General features: G+C 58.4%; 19 protein-coding genes and 1 pseudogene. 11 read left to right on the forward strand and 9 right to left on the reverse strand.

Going from position 1 to position 17,375, the window contains the following annotated elements; all coding sequences use genetic code 11:
- Nucleotides 1-55 precede the first annotated feature (55 nt).
- The gene (locus tag LOY68_RS03595; protein WP_265045744.1) at nucleotides 56-508 is read left to right on the forward strand and encodes an OmpA family protein; all 453 of its coding nucleotides are present in this window, start codon (nucleotides 56-58) and stop codon (nucleotides 506-508) included.
- Here the strand turns inward: LOY68_RS03595 and LOY68_RS32200 are convergent.
- The 4 genes and pseudogenes from LOY68_RS32200 to LOY68_RS03610 form a co-directional block, all read right to left on the reverse strand.
- A pseudogene (locus LOY68_RS32200) lies at nucleotides 505-609 on the reverse strand (LysR family transcriptional regulator); the annotation flags it as partial. The gene LOY68_RS03595 and the pseudogene LOY68_RS32200 overlap by 4 nt on opposite strands.
- Nucleotides 610-630: 21 nt before the next feature.
- Nucleotides 631-1,041, reverse strand: a complete 411-nt coding sequence (locus LOY68_RS03600; RefSeq protein WP_265042928.1) for a hypothetical protein — start codon at nucleotides 1,039-1,041, stop codon at nucleotides 631-633.
- Entirely contained in the window at nucleotides 1,022-2,185 is a 1,164-nt protein-coding gene (locus tag LOY68_RS03605) for a polymorphic toxin type 44 domain-containing protein (protein ID WP_265042930.1), read from the reverse strand. The genes LOY68_RS03600 and LOY68_RS03605 overlap by 20 nt, the downstream gene beginning before the upstream one ends.
- Nucleotides 2,186-2,404: 219 nt before the next feature.
- A complete protein-coding gene (locus tag LOY68_RS03610; protein WP_163908237.1) occupies nucleotides 2,405-3,352 on the reverse strand; it encodes a LysR family transcriptional regulator in 948 nt (315 codons plus the stop codon).
- A 149-nt stretch (nucleotides 3,353-3,501) separates the two neighbouring features.
- Here LOY68_RS03610 and LOY68_RS03615 point away from each other — a divergent pair, with 149 nt between their 5' ends.
- Nucleotides 3,502-5,028 (forward strand): CoA-acylating methylmalonate-semialdehyde dehydrogenase, encoded by a 1,527-nt coding sequence (locus LOY68_RS03615; protein ID WP_163908239.1) that lies wholly within the window; start codon nucleotides 3,502-3,504, stop codon nucleotides 5,026-5,028.
- Nucleotides 5,029-5,038: 10 nt separating this feature from the next.
- Nucleotides 5,039-5,926 (forward strand): 3-hydroxyisobutyrate dehydrogenase, encoded by an 888-nt coding sequence (gene mmsB, locus LOY68_RS03620; RefSeq protein WP_265042933.1) that lies wholly within the window; start codon nucleotides 5,039-5,041, stop codon nucleotides 5,924-5,926.
- 139 nt (nucleotides 5,927-6,065) lie between these two features.
- Here mmsB and LOY68_RS03625 read toward each other — a convergent pair whose 3' ends face one another.
- From LOY68_RS03625 to LOY68_RS03640, 4 genes are all read right to left on the reverse strand, one after another.
- Nucleotides 6,066-6,410 (reverse strand): cupin domain-containing protein, encoded by a 345-nt coding sequence (locus LOY68_RS03625; RefSeq protein WP_007946320.1) that lies wholly within the window; start codon nucleotides 6,408-6,410, stop codon nucleotides 6,066-6,068.
- A 91-nt stretch (nucleotides 6,411-6,501) separates the two neighbouring features.
- Nucleotides 6,502-6,891 carry a MerR family transcriptional regulator gene (locus LOY68_RS03630; protein ID WP_265042936.1) on the reverse strand — a complete coding sequence of 130 codons (390 nt, stop codon included), beginning with the start codon at nucleotides 6,889-6,891 and terminating at the stop codon, nucleotides 6,502-6,504.
- A gap of 49 nt (nucleotides 6,892-6,940) precedes the next feature.
- Nucleotides 6,941-7,516, reverse strand: a complete 576-nt coding sequence (locus tag LOY68_RS03635) for an NAD(P)H-dependent oxidoreductase (RefSeq protein WP_265042938.1) — start codon at nucleotides 7,514-7,516, stop codon at nucleotides 6,941-6,943.
- Between the two features lie 45 nt (nucleotides 7,517-7,561).
- Nucleotides 7,562-8,446, reverse strand: a complete 885-nt coding sequence (locus LOY68_RS03640) for a LysR substrate-binding domain-containing protein (RefSeq protein WP_265042939.1) — start codon at nucleotides 8,444-8,446, stop codon at nucleotides 7,562-7,564.
- A 218-nt stretch (nucleotides 8,447-8,664) separates the two neighbouring features.
- Between LOY68_RS03640 and LOY68_RS03645 the strand changes: the two genes are divergently transcribed.
- The gene (locus LOY68_RS03645) at nucleotides 8,665-9,429 is read left to right on the forward strand and encodes a sulfite exporter TauE/SafE family protein (protein ID WP_265042941.1); all 765 of its coding nucleotides are present in this window, start codon (nucleotides 8,665-8,667) and stop codon (nucleotides 9,427-9,429) included.
- Here the strand turns inward: LOY68_RS03645 and LOY68_RS03650 are convergent.
- Nucleotides 9,419-9,733 carry a putative quinol monooxygenase gene (locus tag LOY68_RS03650; protein WP_054050153.1) on the reverse strand — a complete coding sequence of 105 codons (315 nt, stop codon included), beginning with the start codon at nucleotides 9,731-9,733 and terminating at the stop codon, nucleotides 9,419-9,421. The genes LOY68_RS03645 and LOY68_RS03650 overlap by 11 nt on opposite strands.
- Nucleotides 9,734-9,894: 161 nt before the next feature.
- Between LOY68_RS03650 and LOY68_RS03655 the strand changes: the two genes are divergently transcribed.
- From LOY68_RS03655 to LOY68_RS03685, 7 genes are all read left to right on the forward strand, one after another.
- Nucleotides 9,895-10,485 (forward strand): NAD(P)H-dependent oxidoreductase, encoded by a 591-nt coding sequence (locus LOY68_RS03655; protein WP_149657696.1) that lies wholly within the window; start codon nucleotides 9,895-9,897, stop codon nucleotides 10,483-10,485.
- A gap of 189 nt (nucleotides 10,486-10,674) precedes the next feature.
- Nucleotides 10,675-11,586, forward strand: coding sequence for a LysR family transcriptional regulator (locus LOY68_RS03660; RefSeq protein ID WP_265042944.1), 912 nt, complete (start codon nucleotides 10,675-10,677; stop codon nucleotides 11,584-11,586).
- Between the two features lie 103 nt (nucleotides 11,587-11,689).
- Nucleotides 11,690-12,583: an NAD-dependent epimerase/dehydratase family protein gene (locus LOY68_RS03665; protein ID WP_265042953.1), complete on the forward strand. Its 894-nt coding sequence runs from the start codon at nucleotides 11,690-11,692 to the stop codon at nucleotides 12,581-12,583.
- A gap of 507 nt (nucleotides 12,584-13,090) precedes the next feature.
- Complete coding sequence (locus LOY68_RS03670; protein WP_265042955.1) at nucleotides 13,091-14,812, forward strand: carbamoyltransferase; 1,722 nt, start codon at nucleotides 13,091-13,093, stop codon at nucleotides 14,810-14,812.
- Between the two features lie 64 nt (nucleotides 14,813-14,876).
- Nucleotides 14,877-16,052, forward strand: coding sequence for an MFS transporter (locus LOY68_RS03675; protein WP_265042957.1), 1,176 nt, complete (start codon nucleotides 14,877-14,879; stop codon nucleotides 16,050-16,052).
- A complete protein-coding gene (locus tag LOY68_RS03680; protein ID WP_265042958.1) occupies nucleotides 16,018-16,728 on the forward strand; it encodes an HAD family hydrolase in 711 nt (236 codons plus the stop codon). Before LOY68_RS03675 ends, LOY68_RS03680 begins: the two co-directional genes overlap by 35 nt.
- Nucleotides 16,725-17,363, forward strand: coding sequence for a YdcF family protein (locus LOY68_RS03685; protein ID WP_265042960.1), 639 nt, complete (start codon nucleotides 16,725-16,727; stop codon nucleotides 17,361-17,363). The genes LOY68_RS03680 and LOY68_RS03685 overlap by 4 nt, the downstream gene beginning before the upstream one ends.
- Nucleotides 17,364-17,375: the final 12 nt, after the last annotated feature.

Here is a 17,375-nt window from a genome sequence, read left to right on the forward strand (position 1 = left end):
TTCTGTGTTCTCACTGCCTCAGCGTTCCCTGCGATTTTTCACCGTCACTCTGTTCATGGCTTTATTGACATTGACCGGGTGCCAAACCGCGCCACCAAAAGGCCTGACCCCGGCGCAGGTCGCGGTGCTCAAGCAACAAGGCTTCGAATTGACCGACGAGGGCTGGGCCTTTGGCCTGTCCGGCAAAGTACTGTTTGGCAGTGATGTCGAAAGCCTGAATCCGCAAAGTACTGAAATCGTCCAGCGCATTGGCAAGTCTTTGGTAGGCATCGGGATCGAGCGAGTGCGCGTCGATGGCCACACCGACGGGTCCGGTAAAGAGTCTTACAACCAACAACTGTCCCTGCGTCGCGCGAAAAGCGTCGGCAAGGTCTTGGCCGCTGTCGGGATGAAAGAAGAGAACATCAAGCTGCAAGGGCTGGGCAGCACTGAGCCGGTGGCCTCCAACGACACACCGGCCGGCCGCACCGAGAATCGCCGGGTGTCGATCGTGGTCATCGCCGACTAGTCGGCGAACACCATTTCCCGAGTCTCCCCCATCAACAGGCGCTGATTCTGCTCAGTCACTTCGCGGATGTAATCCCATAACAGGGTGATCCGCTTGAGCTTCCCGTTGCGCTGACAGGGGGCTTAGGGCCGGAAAGGATCAGCATCACCTTCACACTGCTTCAAGCGGGCAATAACGTTAGGAGAGGTTTTAGCCGTGTCGATGCGACCTGTTCCATTGAGGTAGATATCTATCGCGCTTCCCCATTTTGGCGTTATGTCGATGCACCTCCGAAGTCCCTTGTCGGACCACCAATCGAACATCATGAAGAATTTCTCATTGGGGAAAATATGCCCGGTATCAAACGTGGCTTGCCCTGGAAGCATTCCTTCTTTATGGATATTGTGTTGCGTGTTCCAGATTAGCCGAAGTTCGTCTGTACCCTCTTTTGAGTAATGGACACGTACGACAGGGGTCGCCACGTACCAGAACAGCAACGGAAAAATAATGAGCGCCCCAATAACATATCGGGCTTTAATATTGCGCGCATACATGGACACTGGCTCCATCTCCCCATTCCTTCGGTGTGACTGCTAGCACTTCGTCCATAATCATTTTTGCTGTGATGCCCCCATTTGGATGCGTGTTGTAGAGTTTCATGCCGATACTAATCGAAACCCGATCAGGGACGTCATCCCATGCTCTTAACCCCTCTACTCCCTCTGTGGCATGAGGTCCTTTGAGTTTTTGCTCGTCTTTGGCGACAAATAGCTTCTCTTTCCACTGTCGCAATTGATCTGAAACAATCTGCTCGCCCCCAGCTCCATCCAGTAGGACACCTTCAGTAAATCCTCCAGCCATGCCAACATAGCCGTAGTGAATGTTCGACCAAATATCGTAGTAGTAGTCGTACTTGCCTTGCCTGTGGCGATACTTGCCAAACTTCGCGTGGATCTTCGGTTTGTGGTCCCAATCACGGCCTTGGCCTACTCGTTCAGTCCAAAGAGCCATAGCTGCCGTCGCGTTTGCAGCCCCAATAGTTTGAGGGCTGGTGTTTCCTATTTGGGAAAACCAAGGTAGTTCTAGTTGCTTGCGGGTTTCTTCCGCAACGTCATAGCTGAGCAGCTCTTTCATTTTCAAAACCGAGGAGTAATGGATGTTGCTATTCATTTCGTCCGCGATGTAGCTCGCCAGCTTCTCCATCATGTTCGGGTGAGTGCAACCTTCAGGTCCATCGTTCGGTACAGCCTCCGTGTCCGGCTGCGTAGTGGCTGCCTTTGAATCTATCAGCGCGTTCGCCGCTGTGGCCTTCTCTGTGAGCTTCGGGGCGGCCAACAAGGTCGCCATCTTTTCATCATCTACTGAGCCATCCGGACGGAACGCTCCGAGGGCCATGAAGTTGATAATGGTTGCGCCACCCGCATCCCCCATGACAAAGCCACCACCGACGTCGCCAGATCCCGTGATGATTGTCCCGCCGTGACTGGTTGGGCTCCCCAAGTGGGCCATCGGACGGCCATTCACTTGGATAGAGGGGAAGCCAGTCGTGATGACTGCGCCGCACCCACAGGTATCGCCAACTCGGGCCGAGCCCATGAGGTTGATGTTGGTATCAGCTGATGCAGAGGCAATAGGAGTAGTGCCGTGGCCTGGCAATGGGCAGACGTGTTTGTCACCCAATCGTGCAGAAGAAATCATTCATCGTCCTTGCGTCTTTCATCCATGGTCGTGAACCAGTCTTGTACTGGCTCGCGGGAGGCTACCGGAAACGGAAGGGCGGGTCTGTAGGATAACTTCTGAAGTGCAAGTGCATCTTCGAGTGGGCCATGTCTCTGATGCCGATTTCGTTGGCACGGAGTTTTTGGCAAACCTTCGCTGAACTCATTGCGTTGCCGCTAGCTGATGACTAAAAAATTCTCAGTCGGCGAACACCATCTCCCGACTGCCCCCCATCAACAGGCTCTGATTCTGCTCAGTCACTTCGCGGATGTAATCCCACAACAGGGTGATCCGCTTGAGCTTCCTCAGATCCTCGCGGCAGTACATCCAGAACTGCCGGGTGATGTTGATCTCGGCCGGCAATACCGGCAGCAATCGCGGGTCCTGCGCCGCCAGGAAGCACGGCAAAATCGCCAGCGACCGCCCCTGTTGTGCCGCCACGAACTGCGCGATCACGCTGGTGCTGCGCAGATTGGCGCTGGCGCCGGGCAGTACGTTCGCCAGGTACAGCAGCTCCGAACTAAAGGCCAGATCGTCCACATAACTGATGAATGAATGCTTGCCCAAGTCGGCCGGGCGGCGGATCGGTGGGTGTTTGTCGAGGTAGTCCTGGGTCGCGTACAGCTGCAATTTGTAGTCGCAGAGTTTGCAGCAGACGTACGGCCCGTGTTCCGGGCGTTCCAGGGCGATGACGATGTCTGCCTCGCGCTTGGACAGGCTGATGAAGTGCGGCAGCGGCAGGATGTCCACCGAGATGGCCGGGTAGGCGTCGACGAAGTGGCTCAGTTGCGGGGTGATGAAGAAACTGCCGAAGCCTTCGGTGCAGCCCATGCGCACATGCCCGGACAGCGCCACGCCGGAGCCGGAAACCTGCTCGCAAGCCATGTGCAGCGTGCTTTCAATCGACTCGGCGTAACCCAGCAATCGCTGGCCCTCGGCGGTCAGGACGAAGCCGCTGGTCCGGGACTTTTCGAACAGCAATGTGCCCAGCGCCGCTTCCAGCGAACTGATGCGTCGCGACACGGTGGTGTAGTCCACCGCGAGGCGCTTGGCCGCGGTGCTGGCCTTGCGGGTGCGGGCGACTTCGAGGAAAAACTTGAGGTCATCCCAGTTCAGCGAACCTAAAGACGTGATGTTTTTTTGCATGTTGGACCGGCTTTTATGTGCGTTCTTATTAGAAGTTTGCACATCTATACTCCAAAAACAGTCCGACAACCAATTCGCGACACACGCCTCATCTCAAGGCGACTTACACGCCTTGGCTCCCTGCATAACAATAAGTATTGGAGACCAGCATGAACGCATCGCTCACGCCTAACGAAACCACCGTCCAGAACGTCAAGCTGTTGATCGACGGCGAGTGGGTCGAGTCCCAGACCACCGAGTGGCACGACATCATCAACCCGGCGACCCAGCAAGTGCTGGCCAGGGTTCCGTTTGCCACCGCGCAGGAAGTCGACGCCGCGATCAGCGCTGCGCATCGCGCCTTCCAGACCTGGAAGCTGACGCCGATCGGCGCGCGGATGCGCATCATGCTCAAGCTGCAGGCGCTGATTCGTGAACACTCCAAACGCATCGCCGTGGTGCTGAGTGCCGAGCAGGGCAAAACCATTGCCGACGCTGAAGGCGATATTTTCCGTGGCCTGGAAGTGGTCGAGCACGCGTGCTCCATCGGCACCCTGCAAATGGGCGAGTTCGCCGAGAACGTGGCGGGCGGCGTCGATACGTACACCCTGCGTCAGCCCATCGGTGTCTGCGCCGGCATCACGCCGTTCAACTTCCCGGCGATGATTCCGCTGTGGATGTTCCCGATGGCCATCGCCTGCGGCAACACCTTCGTGCTTAAGCCGTCCGAACAGGACCCGATGTCGACCATGCTGCTGGTGGAACTGGCGATCGAGGCCGGCGTTCCGGCGGGCGTGCTCAACGTGGTTCACGGTGGCAAGGACGTGGTGGACGCGCTCTGCACCCACAAGGACATCAAGGCTGTTTCCTTCGTCGGTTCGACCGCCGTCGGCACGCACGTCTACGACCTGGCCGGCAAACACGGCAAACGCGTGCAATCGATGATGGGCGCGAAGAACCACGCCGTGGTGCTGCCGGATGCCAATCGCGAACAAACCCTCAATGCCCTGGTCGGCGCCGGTTTCGGTGCGGCCGGTCAGCGTTGCATGGCCACGTCGGTGGTGGTGCTGGTAGGCGCGGCCAAGCAATGGCTGCCGGACCTGAAAGCGCTGGCGCAGAAACTCACCGTGAATGCCGGAAGTGAAGCAGGCACCGATGTCGGCCCGGTGATCTCGAAAAAGGCCAAGGCGCGGATTCTCGATCTGATCGAAAGCGGCATCAAGGAAGGCGCCAAGCTGGAGCTGGATGGTCGCGAGATCAGCGTTCCGGGCTTCGAGAAGGGCAACTTTGTCGGCCCGACCCTGTTCTCCGGTGTGACCACCGAGATGCAGATCTACACCCAGGAAATTTTCGGCCCGGTGCTGGTGGTGCTGGAAGTCGACACCCTCGATCAGGCGATTGCCCTGGTCAACGCCAACCCGTTCGGCAACGGCACCGGCCTGTTCACCCAGAGCGGTGCAGCGGCGCGTAAATTCCAGAGCGAAATCGACGTCGGCCAGGTTGGTATCAACATCCCGATTCCGGTGCCGGTGCCGTTCTTCAGCTTCACCGGTTCCCGTGGTTCGAAACTCGGCGACCTCGGTCCGTATGGCAAGCAAGTGGTGCAGTTCTACACTCAGACCAAGACTGTCACCAGTCGCTGGTTCGATGACGACAGCGTCAACGACGGTGTGAACACCACCATCAACTTGCGTTAAGGAGCCGGACATGAAAATCGCTTTTATCGGTCTCGGCAACATGGGCGCGCCGATGGCGCGCAACCTGATCAAGGCTGGCCATTCGCTGAACCTGGTCGACCTGAACAAAACCGTGCTGGCCGAACTGGAGCAACTGGGCGGCAGCATCAGCGCTACGGCGCGGGAAGCGGCACAAGGCGCAGAACTGGTGATCACCATGCTGCCCGCCGCTGTGCATGTGCGCAGCGTCTGGCTCGGTGAAGACGGCGTACTCGCCGGTATCGGCAAAGGTGTGCCGGCGGTGGATTGCAGCACCATCGATCCACAAACCGCACGCGACGTGGCGGCCGCTGCGGCCAAGCAAGGCGTGGCCATGGCGGATGCGCCGGTGTCCGGGGGCACTGGTGGTGCGGCGGCCGGGACGCTGACCTTTATGGTCGGCGCCACGCCTGAACTGTTCGCCACCCTGCAACCTGTGTTGGCGCAGATGGGCCGCAACATCGTGCATTGCGGCGAAGTCGGCACCGGGCAGATCGCCAAGATTTGCAACAACCTGTTGCTGGCGATCTCCATGGTGGGCGTCAGTGAAGCCATGGCCTTGGGCGATGCGTTGGGGATCGACACCGGCGTGTTGGCCGGGATCATCAACAGCTCGACCGGGCGTTGCTGGAGTTCGGAGATGTACAACCCGTGGCCGGGCATCGTCGAAACGGCGCCGGCCTCGCGCGGTTACACCGGCGGTTTCGGTGCAGAACTGATGCTCAAGGATCTGGGGCTGGCCACGGAAGCGGCACGTCAGGCGCACCAACCGGTGGTGCTCGGCGCGGTGGCCCAGCAGTTGTATCAGGCGATGAGCCAGCGTGGGGAGGGTGGCAAGGACTTCTCGGCGATCATCAACAGCTATCGCAAACCTCAATAAGAGGTTTTTCCAGGGATCTGTGTCGGGCAGATCCCTGGTTTTTTATTGCTGGAAAGAAAAGATCGCAGCCTTCGGCAGCTCCTACAGGGTGTACACATTCCCATGTAGGAGCTGCCGAAGGCTGCGATCTTTTGCTTTATCAGGCAAACACAAAATACTTACGCACAGTCTCAACCACTTCCCACGTACCTTTCATCCCCGGCTCGATGACGAAGATATCCCCGGCGCGCAAATGGATTGGCTCTTTGCCCTCTGGAGTGATGATGCAATACCCCTCGCGGAAATCGCAGTATTCCCACTTCACGTATTCCACGTACCACTTGCCGGGCGTGCAGATCCAGGTGCCCATGATCTTGCTGCCGTCTTCGCTGGTGTAGGCGTTGAGGTTGACGGTGTGCGGGTCGCCTTCAAGTTTTTCCCATTTGCAGGCGTCGAGCACCGGCAGCGGGTGAGTGTCGCGAAGAACGGTGATAGGTGCGGTCATGTGGACTCCGGGCAAGTAGGCTGAAGAAGTGAAGTCGCCACCCTATAGCGCCCGTCCCCCCGTCAGTTGTCTGTGCTCGACATCGACCTGCTCAGAAACGCGCGCTGGCCTCAAAGTTTTCCAGCGGACAATCGATCCAGGCGTGTTCGAGGCTGGCTTCGAATTCGATCAATTGCGCTTGCTGCTGCGACAGCGCGGCAATTTGTTCGTTGATCTCTCGCTTCTTGGCCGCAATGGCCTGTTGCGCCCTTTGTAACGGCGTCGCCGTGCCTTGATGCCCGGCGAAGATCGCTTGCAATTCCTTGAGCCGGAAACCCAATTGCTGGGCGCATTTGATAAAGATCAGCAGGTCGACGCTTTGCTGGTCGTAGACCCGGTAGTTGCCCAGACGCTGGGCGGCCGGCAGCAAGCCGATCGACTCGTAATGGCGGATGCTCTTGATAGTGGTGCCTGAACGTTGCGCGGCCTGGCCGATGTACATGAAAAGTCCCTTTTTTGCCGAGGTACAGTCAGGCGCATTATCGGCAGACTCAACGGCTGGCGATAGCCTGGGCTTGCAGCAACCAGGCTTCGCGCTGGCGGGCGCTGGAACCGAGAATCGGGCCGAAGGTGAGCGTGCGCTTGGGTTCGATGCCGCAAAAGGCCAGGGTGGTTTTACGGATCTGATGCAGCCCGGGCATGCGATACACCCAACGGTAATACCAGGGTGGCGTGTCCATGGTGACTAGCAAGTGCGCGCTGCGACCATGCAGGAGTTTATCGGGGAAGGCTTTGCCTTCGCGGTACTTGAAGGCAAACCCCGGCAGGAACACCCGATCAAAAAAGCCCTTGAGCAACGCCGGAATTCCGCCCCACCAGATCGGATAAATCAGCGTCAGGTGTTCGGCCCACAGGATGTCGGTCTGCGCGTGGAGCAGATCGGCTTCCAGGGGTTGGATTTGCTGGTAACCCTCACGCAGGACCGGGTCGAAATCCAGTTGTCCGAGAAATAATTGCCGCACCTCATGCCCGGCGCGTAACGCTGACTGCGCATAGCGTTCGGCGAGCGCAGCGCAAAAACTGTTGCTCGACGGATGGCCGAGAATCACCAGGATTTTTTTGCCCATCGTCTGCGTCCTTGAAGATCAAACCCCAAGGATAAAGTCTGCCCCTCAGGGGAGAGTCAATGCGTGCAACAGGGCTTGTGCATAGCCGGGCAACGCAGTGAAGTCCCGTGCGCACAGCAGCAATTTGCGTTGAGCCCAAGGCTCCTTGAGGGCGACACATTTGAACGGCTGCTGCGCCGAGCCACGTTCAACCGCCGCCAACGGCACGATTGCCAGTCCGGCACCTCGAGCCACCATACGCATGACGCCATCGAAGCCGTCGGCGCGGATGCGGATTTGCATGCGCAGGCCGGCGTGCAGGGCTTGTTCTTCCAGATACACCGCCAATGCGCTGCTGGCGCCGAGGCCGATGTAATCGTGGTGCAAGGTGTCGCTGAAACTGACTTCGCTGGCGTTGGACAAAGAGTGGTCATCGGGCAGGATCAGTACCAGCGGATCGTCGCGAAACGCTTGGGTCTGTAGGTCGCCGGTGTCCACGGCGTCGGACACAATTCCCAAGTCCGCCGCTCCCTGGCGCAAGGCGTGGGTGATGCGGGTGCTGGGCAGTTCTTGTAGGTCGATGTCGAGGTTGGGATGCTCGCGCAGGAAGTCCGCGAGCAACTCCGGAAGGTATTCGGTGATTGCCGTGGTGTTGCACAGCAACCGCACCTGGCCTTTGACGCCTTTGGCGTAGTCGGCGAGGTCCTGCTGCATGCGTTCGGCTTGTTGCAGCAGCACCCTGGCGTGTTGCGCCAGTGCTTTACCGGCGGGCGTCGGCGTGACGCCGCGACGGCCGCGCTGCAGAAAATCGATGCCCAGCGAGGCTTCCATGGCACGGATGCGTGCGCTCGCGGCGGCCAGGGACAGATGCGTCCGACCGGCGCCGGCGGTGATGTTGCCGGTGTCGAGGATGTTCAAGTAGAGACGCAGGTCGGTTAGGTCGAAGTGCATCGTTGCCGCCTATGGATGTGGGGTGTCTGGGCGGGCCTCTTCGCGAGCAGGCTCGCTCCCACAGTGGATTTGCGGGGCGGCAGAGATCCCTGTGGGAGCGAGCCTGCTCGCGAAGGCGCCAGTGGCCATGACGAATTCATCAAGCCTATCGCAAAACAAGAGGCACCCTCAGTATATGGCAGATTTCCAACCCCACCGCCCGGGCGCAGGATAGCCCCATGAATACTCTCGCCGCGTTCTACCAAAACCTCGGTCTGGCCCTATCAATACTGGTCATCGCCACATTCCTCCTGGCCGGCATGATCAAGGGCGTAATCGGCCTCGGCCTGCCAACCATCGCCATGGGTCTGCTCGGTCTGGCTATGGCGCCTTCGCAGGCTGCCGCGTTGTTGATCATCCCGGCAACCCTGACCAACGTCTGGCAACTGGCGTTCGGTGGCCACTTGCAAGGGCTGATCAAACGCCTGTGGCCCATGCTGCTGGCGATTTTCATCGGCACCGGCGCTGGCACGCTGTGGATGGGCATGGCCGGTGGTCATTGGGTGGTGCGGGGGTTGGGCGCGGCGTTGTTGCTGTACGCCTTGAGCGGTTTGTTTCTGCCGACCTTGCGGGTGGGCAGTCGCGCTGAGCGTTGGCTCGGACCGGTGTGCGGCGTGCTGACGGGCGTGATCACCTCGGCCACCGGTGTGTTCGTGATTCCGGCGGTGCCGTACCTGCAAGCGCTGGGTTTGAACAAGGATGAACTGGTGCAGGCGCTGGGCCTTTCGTTCACCGTCTCGACCCTGGCGCTCGCCGCCGGCCTGTTCTGGCGCGGTGCGCTCGGCGGTGGCGAACTGAGTGCTTCGCTGCTGGCGCTGATCCCGGCGGTGCTCGGTATGTTGCTCGGGCAATGGTTACGTCAGCGGATCAGCGCCGTGTCGTTCAAGCGCGTGTTCTTTATTGGCCTCGGCGTGCTTGGCGGCCACTTGCTGATCAGCGGCTAGCCGACGACGGGCTGAGCATGTCGATGGCGCGGATGTCGAAATCCCGCTCCAGATAATCCATGCGCTGATCGCGGAACAGCTTCATGTGCGGCAGGTTCGAGTGCACGTCCAGATCCGCCTGGGACGCCCAGATCTCGTAAAAGATAAACAGCGTCGGGTCCTGCTTGTCGCGCAGCATGTGGTACTCGATGCAACCGGGCTCGGCGCGGCTTGGCTCGACGTAGGCACGAAAGAACGCTTCGAAAGCCTCGGCTTTCTCCGGTCGGGTCTTGGCCATCAGGATGAAACCTTGCACTTCACTCATCGAAATCTCCGTCAAAGGTAAGAATCGGCGCAAGTCTATGGCAACAATCGCCTATCGATTCGTGCGTATTGGTCAAATGAATTTTGTGAATTCAGCGCTTATTCCGCGCGAGGCGGATCGCTACTCTGCCGCCATCGAATTCCAACCTTCCGAGACCTTTCATGAAAAAAGTCCTCTTACTCAATGGCGGCAAAAAGTTCGCCCACTCCGATGGCCGCTACAACACCACCCTGCACGACACCGCACTCAGCGTGCTGGATCGCGGCGGTCTGGACGTGAAGACCACATTCATCGACGAGGGCTACGACCTCGCGGAAGAAGTCGCCAAGTTCGTGTGGGCCGACGTGATCATTTACCAGATGCCGGGCTGGTGGATGGGAGCGCCGTGGACCGTGAAGAAGTACATCGACGAAGTCTTCACCGAAGGCCACGGCAGCCTCTACGCCAGCGACGGCCGCACCCGTTCCGATGCGTCGCAAAAGTACGGCAGCGGTGGTTTGTTGCAGGGCAAGCAATACATGTTGTCCCTGACCTGGAACGCCCCGCAGCAAGCCTTCGACGACCCGACCGACTTCTTCGAAGCCAAAGGCGTGGACGCGGTGTACTTCCCGTTCCACAAGGCCAACACCTTCCTCGGCATGACCGGTTTGCCGACCTTCCTGTGCGTGGACGTGATGAAACGCCCGGACATCGAAGGCGATGTGAAGCGGTACGAGCAGCATTTGACTGAGGTGTTTGGCCTCAAGGCGTAACGCTCAGCTACTATCGAAAGCCTGAGCTGCAACGGCGCAGAACCTGTGGGAGCGGGCTTGCTCGCGAATGCGGTCTTACAGTCGACATTGATGTTGAATGTGATGGCCTCTTCGCGAGCAAGCCCGCTCCCACAAGGGTTCGTGCTATGCCACAGTAGAATTGCGCAGGACAATCGATAAGGGACCCACGTGAAAGCCAGATCCGATGAATTGCAGATCTTCGTCTGCGTGATTGAGTGCGGGTCGATCTCTGCTGCGGCCGAGCAGGTCGGGCAGACGCCGTCGGCGGTCAGCCGCACGTTGTCGCGCCTGGAAGCCAAGCTCGACACCACGCTGATCAACCGCACCACGCGGCGCATGGACCTGACCGAAGAGGGCAAGTACTTCTTCGAACACGCCAAGCTGATTCTCGATCAGATGGAGGAACTCGAAGAGCGCCTCAACTCCCGTCAGCAAACCCCGTCCGGACGCCTGCGGATCAACGCCGCGTCGCCGTTCATGCTGCACGCTATCGTGCCGTACATCGATGAGTTTCGCGGTCTCTACCCGGACATCCAGCTCGAACTCAACAGCAATGACCTGATCATTGACCTGTTGGAACAAAGCACCGACATCGCCATCCGCATTGGCACGCTCGCGGACTCGACCTTGCACGCGCGCTCCCTGGGTTGCAGTCCGCTGCACATCGTCGCCAGCCCGGCTTATCTGGAGCAACACGGCACACCCGCCACCGTCGCCGATCTCAACGATCACACGCTGATCGGTTTTACCCAGAACGAAGGCCTCAACCAATGGCCGCTGCGTCATGTGCACGGCGATCGCTGGCCGATCAACGCGGCGATCAACGCCTCCAGCGGTGAGACCGTGCGGCACTTGGCGCTGGCAGGCCAAGGCATCGCTTGCCTGTCGGATTTCATGACCAATGATGACCTGCGCGCCGTGCGCCTCAAGGCTGTGCTGGCGGACTTCAACAGCGGTTATCGCCAACCGATCAACGCCGTGTACTACCGCAACTCGCAGCTGGCCCTGCGCATCCAGTGCTTCCTGGACTTTATCCAGGGCAAATTGGCGGTGTACGCGAACTCGGATTTCAAAGGCTGATTCGTGATCCCTGCGCAAGAGTGAATTGGGCCACCGGGGATTTTTCGACAGGGATCGGTCGTTGATACTCGTTGCATCACTTATTAACGCAGGGAGTTTCTCCATGAACGTATTCGTTACCGGCGCAGCCGGTTTTATCGGCGGCTCGATCGCCACGGGTCTGGTCCAGGCCGGCCATAACGTCACCGGTCTGGTGCGCAGCGCCGAACAAGCCAATGAGCTGACCGCGCTGGGCATCACTCCAGTGATCGGCACCCTTGATGACAGCGCACTGCTGGCTGACCAGGCCCGCGCCGCCGATGCGGTGATCAACGCCGCCAGCAGCGACCATCGTGCTGCGGTAGAAGCCTTGCTCAATGCGCTTCGCGGCTCCAACAAAGTGTTCCTGCACACCAGCGGTTCGAGCATCGTCGGCGATGCCTCGGGCGGTAAATCCAGCGACGTTATCTACTACGAAGACAACCTGCCGGAACCCACCGTCGACAAGGCTGCCCGTGTGGCCATCGACAACCTGATCCTCGCGGCAGCGAAGGACGGTGTGAATTCGGCCGTCATCTGCAACACCCTGATCTACGGCAACAGCCTCGGCGTCAAACGCGACAGCGTGCAGTTGCCGCGTCTGCTGAAACAGGCGCGCAAAAGCGGTGTGGTCCGTCACGTCGGCACCGGCCAGAACATCTGGTCCAACGTGCACATCGAAGACGTCGTCGCCCTGTACTTGCTGGCGCTGACCAAAAACATCCCGGGCACGTTCTACTTCGTCGAAAGCGGTGAGTCGTCGTTTATCGATATGACCACCGCCATGGCGAAAGCCTTGAACCTCGGCGAGCCGCAAGACTGGCCGCTGAAAGATGCCGAAGCCGAGTGGGGTTATGAAATGGCCAACTATGGCTTGGGCTCTAACAGCCGAGTTCGTGGCAAGCATGCACGTGAATTGCTGGGTTGGGCGCCGAAGCGTACTTCGGTGACCGAGTGGATCTTGCACGAAATGGTGTGATGTAAGCGCCCGCTGATTCTTTTACAAGTGTCAGAACAAATTAGCCCGCCGATGAGCAATAGGTTCCTCGGCGGGCTTTTTTGTGCCGGGTGAAATGATATTTTTCATGTCGTTCAAGTCCCCGTAAACAGGGGAGGTTAACGAGTTATTTAATTTCTACATAAGGCGATATTTAATTTTTAGTGGCAGCTGTATGAAGCTGTTCGGAAATTTCCTACTAGTCTGTCACCCGGACAAACACAGCCAACTTGTTGCTCAGGCATACAGCCAGATAACAGGTCAATGTCCGTGGACTTTTTTTGCAAAAGGACTTTGCGATGGCACTACACATTCTTGATGTCTTCTCGTAAAGGCATATCCCGGGCGAATCAAATGACTTCGCCTCTTCAATCGTTATGACGTTCGGCCCTTGATGCCGTTAATCCGTCCATAAACCCAGGCTAGAGCGCCGCGCTCATCGAGCGTGGGCACAGTCATCACTGGAATTGGCAAGAACAAGGAGTAGTTATGATCATTTTAGGCATTACTAACAATGATTTGTCGGGTGCCTGCCTGGTACGTGATGGTCAGATTCTTTCAGCGGTCAGTGAAGAGCGTTTTACCCGCAAAAAGGATCATAAGATCTGGCCTGCAAAGTCGATTGAGTTTGTATTGAGTCAAGCGGGCGTATCGCTGGAAGATATAGATTATGTGGCCTATGGATGGAACGCCGGTTTCAGTGCGGATAAACACCTGGAGTTGTATTTCGATCGCATCGTTGAAGAAGTCAGAAATAATCCCCAAGGGCTTGCGCAGTTTCGTCAGCGTGTAACCGATGAAGTAAGCAACGACAAAGAGAAACGCGCCGAGTTTGACGAGTACATTGCCGCCAATGGTTTGACCGGCAAGGCGTATTACATTGACCACCATGAATGCCATGCCCTCGGTGCTTATGTCTGTTCACCGTTTGACGAGGCGTTGACCCTGACGTGCGACGGGCGCGGCGATTTCCAGTCCCTGACCGTGACCTGGTACAGCCCGACCGAAACCACTGTGTTGCAGCGTGAAACCAGCATCGACAGCCTGGGGTATTTCTACGGCCGGATTACCCATTTGCTGGGTTACAAACCCAACCGGCATGAAGGCAAAGTCACAGGCCTGGCGGCGTTTGGCGATCCGCAAAAACTGCTGGGGGTGATGCAGCAGATGATCCGTTTTGAGGACGGACGCATCAAGGCGTGCTGCGGTGATCTGTTCCTGCCGTCCTACAACCACTACAGCGAACCGCTGGAAACCCTGTTCGCCCGGGAAACCCCGGAAAACATCGCCGCAGCGGTACAGCGCCATACCGAAGACCTGCTGGTGGCGACCGTCACCCATCACCTGGCCCAACGGGGCAGCACCAACCTGTGCCTGGCCGGTGGCGTGTTCGGCAACGTGAAACTCAATCAGCGCCTGCGGGAAATTCCGGGGGTGAAAAACGTCTATGTGCTGCCCTGCATGGGTGATGGCGGCCTGGCGCTGGCCGCTGCGGTTGGCGCGGCCTATCTGCAAAACGGCACCCGCTTCAAGAACCCGGCGATGACCCTCGGGCCGGAGTCGCGCAGTGTTTCGCAGAACATCAACCTGATCATTCGCGACTACCCTGAACTCGGCTACTACACGCCCTCGAACATCATCGAGGTCCTGACCGACGCACTGGCAGAGAATCAGGTACTGGGCATGTTCAAGGGCAAGATGGAGTTCGGCCCGCGCTCGCTGTGCAACCGCAGCATCGTCTATCACGCCCAGGATGCCGAGGTGAACCATTGGCTCAACAAGCGCATGCACCGCACCGAGTTCATGCCGTTCGGCCCGGTCACGGCCATCGAGCAGGCGCCGGCGTGTTACGTGGGTTGGGAAGAGGATCAAGTGGCGGCGGACACCATGACCATGACCTACGATTGTCATCCGCAGTTTCGCGAGGCGAGCCCGGCGGTGGTGCACATCGATGGCACGGCGCGGCCGCAGATTATCCGCCCGCAAGGCGACGCGTTTATGCACCGTTTGTTGAATGCCTGGTACGACAAGACCGGTCAGGCTGCGTTGATCAACACCTCGTTCAACCGCCATGAAGAACCGATCGTATGTTCTTCCCAGGATGCCCTGGATGCGTTGAAGGAGGGGATGGTCGATCTGGTGGTGATGAGCGAATCGCTGATCGTTTGGCGCAAAGGCAAAAACAGTTTCACCCAGCAACGCTTCGAGTAATGCATGGATATTTTCAGGGCTCCTTTGGAGCCCTGATAGGGAGCTTCGAGCGTATGGTTAACGAATGTATTTAATCTTTTTCGGGTTCTTTGCGGCAGAAGGGATCATCTATCCGTTCTGGCCGACGTGGCTGGACTCGCTGGGTTTCAGCGCCAGCCAGATAGGCCTGCTGATTGCGGCGGCTTATTGGCCCCAGGTGTTTACCGGGGTGTTTATTACTTACGTGGCCGATTGGCGCGTGGACCAACTGCGTCTCGCGGCTTTTCTCGGCTTCTCGGCGGCGTTCTGTACGTTGCTGTTTTATTTTATGCCGGTGCACTTATGGATCTTTGTGTGCCTGAGCGTTCTGTTTGGCGGGCTGTGGATGGTGGTGTTGCCGTTGTCCGAGTCCTATCTGCTCAAGCGTGACAAACAAGCGCTGCAGAACTATGGCTGGGTGCGGGCGGTGGGCTCTTCGGCGTTTATCCTGACCTCGACCCTCGGCGGTTTGTTGTTCGCGCAATACAGCCAATCCTGGGTGCCGATCGTGATTGCGGCGAGCATGTTGTTCACCGCGCTGGCCTGTTTGCGATTGAAGCGCCAAGTCTCCAGGGCGCATCTGCAACCGCTCAGCCGCACGATTAAACGTCCGGACTGGAAAGCGCTGTTCGCGCAAAAAAGCCTGTTGATCGCGATTGCGGCGGCGAGTTTTATTCAACTGAGCCACACCCTGTATTTTTCCACCGCGTCTATCGGCTGGGGCGTGAAGGGCTACTCTTCAGCGTCCATCGGGGCGTTCTGGTCAGTGGCGGTGATTGCCGAAATCACGTATTTCGCGCTCTCGAATAAAGTCCTGTCGTATTGCTCGCCGCTGTCCATCGTGATCTTTTCCAGCGTGTGTGCGGCGCTGCGCTGGGCGTTGTTTTCCAACAGTGATGCGATGTCGGTAATCCTGTTGGGGCAGTGCCTGCATGCCTTGAGTTTTGCTGCCTATCACTCGGCGATCATGCGGTTTATTCGCGACCATGCACCGCAAGACATCCAGGTCTTTACCCAGGGCGTCTATTACTCCCTGGCCGTTGCGCTGCCCATGGGCCTGGCCACGCCTTTTGCCGGCTATTTGTATGAAACACAGCCGCAGTGGTCCTACTACGTGATGGCGCTGTTTGCCTTGATCGGCACAGTGCTGGCGTTTATTGCTCATCAGAGGATGCGAAGTTCAACTCATGACACAACGAACGTTTACCGCCGTCTGCTTTGATATGGATGGCGTACTTATCCAGTCCCGCGAGGTCATTGAATTCGCCTGGACCACCGTCGCGCGGCACCACGGTGTGGCCGTCGATCAGGCGTTTATCAACGATCATATTCACGGTCGCCCGGGCGGCCACACCTTGCAGGCTCTGTTTGGCCAGTTTGATGAGCAGAAACGCCTGATGATCAAAAAGGAAGTCGACGCCATCGAGCAGGTCTCGACCTGTGATCTGGTGCCGGGTGTCGCTACGTTTATCGCTCAGTTGAAGGCGTGCGCGGTGCCCATGGCACTGGTCACCAGCAGTTGGCGAGAGCGTGTCGACAACGTTTTGCAGCAACACGACCTGACTTCGGCTTTCGACAGCATCATCTGTCGCGATGACGTGCGCCGTGGCAAACCGGCGCCCGATGCGTACCGCTTGGCGGCGGCGCAACTGGAGCGCCAGAGCGATGAGTGCCTGGTGTTCGAAGACTCTGTCAGCGGCGTACGCTCGGCTGTCAGCAGCGGCGCGCTGTGCATCGGCATCGGCGACGATCAATCGTTGCCCTGCCACGGCGCAACACAGTTGCACGCGGATTTCACAGTGCTTCCGGTCTCGATGACCGAACTGGGAAAACACGCCTATGCTGACGGCGGTTTATTTATCAGTGGGCCGGTTGCCCGCAGGTTCGCTCACTCATGACGCTCACGTTGCAACACGCCACGGTCCTCTGGGACTTCCTCGGCGCGGGGCGCCAACACCATGATTGCGAGCTGATCGTGGTCTGTGGGTCTTACGATCTGCGGGTCTGCGATTACGCCTGCGAGCTGCTGAAAAACGGCGTCGCCCCGCATCTTTTGTTTACCGGCAATACCGGAAACTGGACGAAGCATTTGTGGGAAAGAACCGAGGCTGACATTTTTGCGCAACAGGCCCTAGCGCTGGGTGTGACGGCGGATCAATTCACCCTGGAGCCTCGCGCCACCAACTTTGCCGAGAACATCGCGTTTGCCAAGGCACTGTTTCCACAGGTGCGCCGCGCGACATTTCTGACCAAGCCGAACTCGATCCGACGCGTGGCCCTGACCCTGCCCATTCAGTGGCCTGGGCTCGAAGCTTGCGTGGATGCGCCGTCGTTCGGTTTCCCCGACGAGGTCAGCAACCTGATCGGCGTCCTGGGGTTGATCGACGAAATGGTCGGTGATGTGCACCGCATCATGGTTTACCCTTCGTTGGGCTTTCAGGCCGAGCAGGTGATTCCCGAAGACGTTCAGGTCGCCTGGCGTTATCTGGTGGAGCAAGGCTTCGATCACCATTTGATCAAAGGCAGAAGCTGACCCAGGAGACTG

The sequence above is a fragment of the Pseudomonas sp. B21-053 genome (assembly GCF_026016365.1).
In the GTDB taxonomy this organism is placed as follows: Bacteria; Pseudomonadota; Gammaproteobacteria; order Pseudomonadales; family Pseudomonadaceae; genus Aquipseudomonas; species Aquipseudomonas nunensis.